Genomic DNA, 3,172 nt, shown 5'->3' on the forward strand with positions numbered 1-3,172 from the left:
ACTCGCTGAGAACGCGCGGGCTGTTCGTATCGTTCGGCAACGCTTCCGGCAAGGCCGCGCCCTTCGAGCCGGTGCTGCTGGCCGAGAAGGGCTCGCTGTTCTTCACCCGGCCTACGCTCGCCCACTACACCAGCACGCGCGCCGAACTGGATGCCGCTGCCAACGCGCTGTTCGAAGCGATCGCCAGCGGTGTGATCGAGCCGCAGATCAAGCAGCGTTATCCCTTGCGCGATGTTGCCCAGGCGCAGATCGCACTGGAATCACGGCAGACCAGCGGCGCGACGGTGCTCACCGTCTGAGTCGTTTCGATAGCGGGAACAGCGGCTGTTTGTGACGACGAGATTAAATCGTTCGCAGCTTGCAACCGGATGCCGGGGCTGGCGCATCGAAGGTGCAGGAAGCAAAGAACCGGATCACCGGCGGCTTCCTCACTCGCCCCCATTCCGGAGAGACACCGATGAATAGCCTGACCCTGCTCAGCCGTCCGTTTGCCCTGTTGATCACCGCTACCGCCTGCCTCGCCGCGATTCCTGCTGCGCAAGCGGACACCACCCTGCTGGCCGCCTCGAACTACACCGAAACCGCCGATGGCTCGTTGCTGCTGAAGAGCGAACCGGTCCGCCTGAGCCATGACGACTCGGCCGTGGCCAGCAATTGCATCAGCGTGCGCGGCAATGCCGGCATGCGTCAGCGCGACATGACGGCGCTGGTCAATCACTGCACGTACGCGGTGAAGGTGTCGTACTGCATCGACGCCGAACAGGGCGCCGCCAAGCGCTGCGACGCCATCGGCCGGCGCGGCTTCGAATCGGTGGAGATTGCCGCCGGCTCGCGCCTGGCACTGAATGGCTTTGCGCCGGTCGACGCCAACCTTAGCTGGGTGGCCTGCAAGGCCAGCGACTCGACCTACAGCACCCTGATCAACAAGGGCACGCGCGGCGAATGCCTGGTCGAACAAGGCCCGACGACGATCGCGACGATCCAGCGCTGAACGAAGTGCACCAGGGCCGGGCACAGTGCCCTGCCCCGGTGTGCGGGCTCAGGACACCAGCCGCCGCTCTGCCGTCAGCTCGTAAAGACCTTTGGCGATCAGCGGCCGGCCGGCTTCATCGCAGTGATAGGGATCGAGATACTTGTTCCGCACCGGATCGAAGACGAAGTTCAGATCCAGCCATTCGACGAGCTTGACGATCGTCGGCCCATCGCCTTTACGAATGACCAGGTAATCGACCGCGCCGTGCGTCGCCGCGCGGAACATCAGATCGATCGCATGGCCGTCATCCCTGCCTTCGGCGAACACCCAGCCGCCTTCGTCGTAACGGCTCCAGCGCAGCGGCGTGGCGAACAGATTGCGGATCGCCACGGCGAGCACCTCGACCGTGCCGAGCGGCTCGAAGTGCGGGTTCTGCCAGGTGTTGAACGCGCCGAACTGCGGCCGCGCCCGGTACAGCATGTATTCGCTGGTCATCGTTTGCTACAGCTCCATGGGGCGCGAAGTTTAGCCTTGCCTCAGCCGCCTGCCCCACCCGATCCCTTGATGCCACCTTCGGTCAAGGCCGCCGGATCGAGCAGCGCCCGCAATTCGTCCTCGCTCAAACCCGTCTGCTCCAGCGCCACTTCGAGCAACGGCCGTTTCTCGCGGTAGGCCTGCTTGGCGATGGCAGCCCCTTTCTCGTAGCCGATCACCGCATTCAGCGCAGTGACCAGGATCGGGTTGCGCGACAGTGATTCGGCGATGCGCGCCTCATCGACTTCGAAGCCGGCAATGGCCTTGTCGCCGAGCAGCCGCGCCGCGTTGGCGAGCAGGCCGATCGACTGCAGCAGATCGTGGGCGATCAGCGGCAGCATGACGTTGAGCTGGAAGCTGCCGCTCTGGCCGGCGATGGTGATCGTCGTGTCGTTGCCGATGACCTTGGCGCAGACCATCGCCACCGCTTCCGGGATCACCGGATTGACCTTGCCCGGCATGATGCTGGAGCCTGGCTGCAGCGCCGGCAGGCGAATTTCGCCGAGGCCGGCAAGCGGGCCGGAGTTCATCCAGCGCAGATCGTTGGCGATCTTGGTCAGGCTCACCGCCAGGGTCTTCAGCTGGCCAGACAGTTCCACGGCCGTGTCCTGCGTGGCCATCGCCGTGAACAGGTTCGGCGCCGGCACGAAGGCCACCGCGCAGCGCTTGGCCAGCCGCTTGGCGAACTTGGCGGCGAATTTCGGGTGGGCGTTGATGCCGGTGCCGACCGCGGTACCGCCCTGCGCCAGCCGCTGCAGGCGCGGCAGCACCGCCTTGATCCGCGCGCTGCCATCGCGAATCTGGCTGGCCCAGGCGCCGAGTTCCTGATCGAAGCGCAGCGGCATCGCGTCCATCAGATGGGTGCGGCCAGTCTTGGTGACGCCGCGCAGCGCTTTCGCCTTGCGCTCGATCTGCTTCGCCAGCTGCTTGCAGGCCGGCAACAGATCTTCCCGCACCGCCAGCGCGGCGGCGACATGGATCGCGGCCGGAATGGTGTCGTTCGAGGACTGGCCGAGATTGACCTGATCGTTCGGATGCACGGCGACATCGAGCACCGACCCAGCCAGATGGGCGATGACCTCGTTGGCGTTCATGTTGCTCGAGGTGCCCGAGCCGGTCTGGAAGACGTCGATCGGAAACTGGGCGTCATGGCGGCCGGCGGCGACTTCAAGGCTGGCGGCGACGATCGCCTGGGCGACGGCGCCATCGAGCAGGCCCAGTTCGGCATTGACCTCGGCGGCCGTGGCCTTGATCAGGCCCAGCGCACGGATGAAGCCGCGCGGCATCTTCAAGCCAGAGATCGGGAAATTGTCGACGGCGCGCTGGGTCTGCGCGCCCCACAGGGCCTCGGCCGGCACCCGGACTTCGCCCATGCTGTCATGCTCGATGCGCGACTTCGCCATCAGGTTCATCCGGTTTAGACAGTCGCGCCGGAGGCTCGCGTAAAATCCCGCCTGCCGCAAGCTGGCCGCCCGATCTCCGAGGCCTGCCGCCGGCCCCTTTCGCTTCAATCCCCGACGAGTCCCGAATGAATCTCAGCAGTCTGACCGCCATCTCACCGATCGACGGCCGCTACGCCGAAAAGACCCAGGGCCTGCGCCTGATCTTCAGCGAGTACGGCCTGATCCGTTACCGGGTCGAGGTCGAAGTGCGCTGGCTGCAGGC

At 65.7% G+C, this 3,172-nt stretch carries 4 protein-coding genes and 1 pseudogene; 3 read left to right on the forward strand and 2 right to left on the reverse strand.

The features are described from left to right. A partial coding sequence (locus tag Q0D45_RS21360) for a zinc-binding dehydrogenase (protein WP_293397888.1) occupies nt 1–299 on the forward strand: 299 nt, incomplete at its 5' end. 158 nt (nt 300–457) lie between these two features. Continuing rightward, nucleotides 458–991 carry a hypothetical protein gene (locus tag Q0D45_RS21365; protein WP_293397890.1) on the forward strand — a complete coding sequence of 178 codons (534 nt, stop codon included), beginning with the start codon at nt 458–460 and terminating at the stop codon, nt 989–991. 48 nt (nt 992–1,039) lie between these two features. Here Q0D45_RS21365 and Q0D45_RS21370 read toward each other — a convergent pair whose 3' ends face one another. Together Q0D45_RS21370 and Q0D45_RS21375 are read right to left on the reverse strand one after the other, a co-directional pair. Beyond that, the gene (locus tag Q0D45_RS21370; protein ID WP_293397892.1) at nt 1,040–1,468 is read right to left on the reverse strand and encodes a hypothetical protein; all 429 of its coding nucleotides are present in this window, start codon (nt 1,466–1,468) and stop codon (nt 1,040–1,042) included. 41 nt (nt 1,469–1,509) lie between these two features. Then, nucleotides 1,510–2,910 (reverse strand): aspartate ammonia-lyase, encoded by a 1,401-nt coding sequence (locus Q0D45_RS21375; RefSeq protein ID WP_293397894.1) that lies wholly within the window; start codon nt 2,908–2,910, stop codon nt 1,510–1,512. 125 nt (nt 2,911–3,035) lie between these two features. Between Q0D45_RS21375 and Q0D45_RS21720 the strand changes: the two are divergent. After that, nucleotides 3,036–3,172: pseudogene (locus Q0D45_RS21720) on the forward strand (adenylosuccinate lyase); the annotation flags it as partial.

The sequence above is a fragment of the Nevskia sp. genome (assembly GCF_023266035.1).
Taxonomy (GTDB): domain Bacteria; phylum Pseudomonadota; class Gammaproteobacteria; order Nevskiales; family Nevskiaceae; genus Nevskia.

What these genes read in the sequence shown, in the direction of transcription:
- Q0D45_RS21365 (WP_293397890.1), top strand. Translation starts at nt 458, where the DNA reads ATGAATAGCCTGACCCTGCTCAGCCGTCCGTTTGCCCTGTTGATCACC.
- Q0D45_RS21370 (WP_293397892.1), bottom strand. Translation starts at nt 1,468, where the DNA reads ATGACCAGCGAATACATGCTGTACCGGGCGCGGCCGCAGTTCGGCGCG.
- Q0D45_RS21375 (WP_293397894.1), bottom strand. Translation starts at nt 2,910, where the DNA reads ATGGCGAAGTCGCGCATCGAGCATGACAGCATGGGCGAAGTCCGGGTG.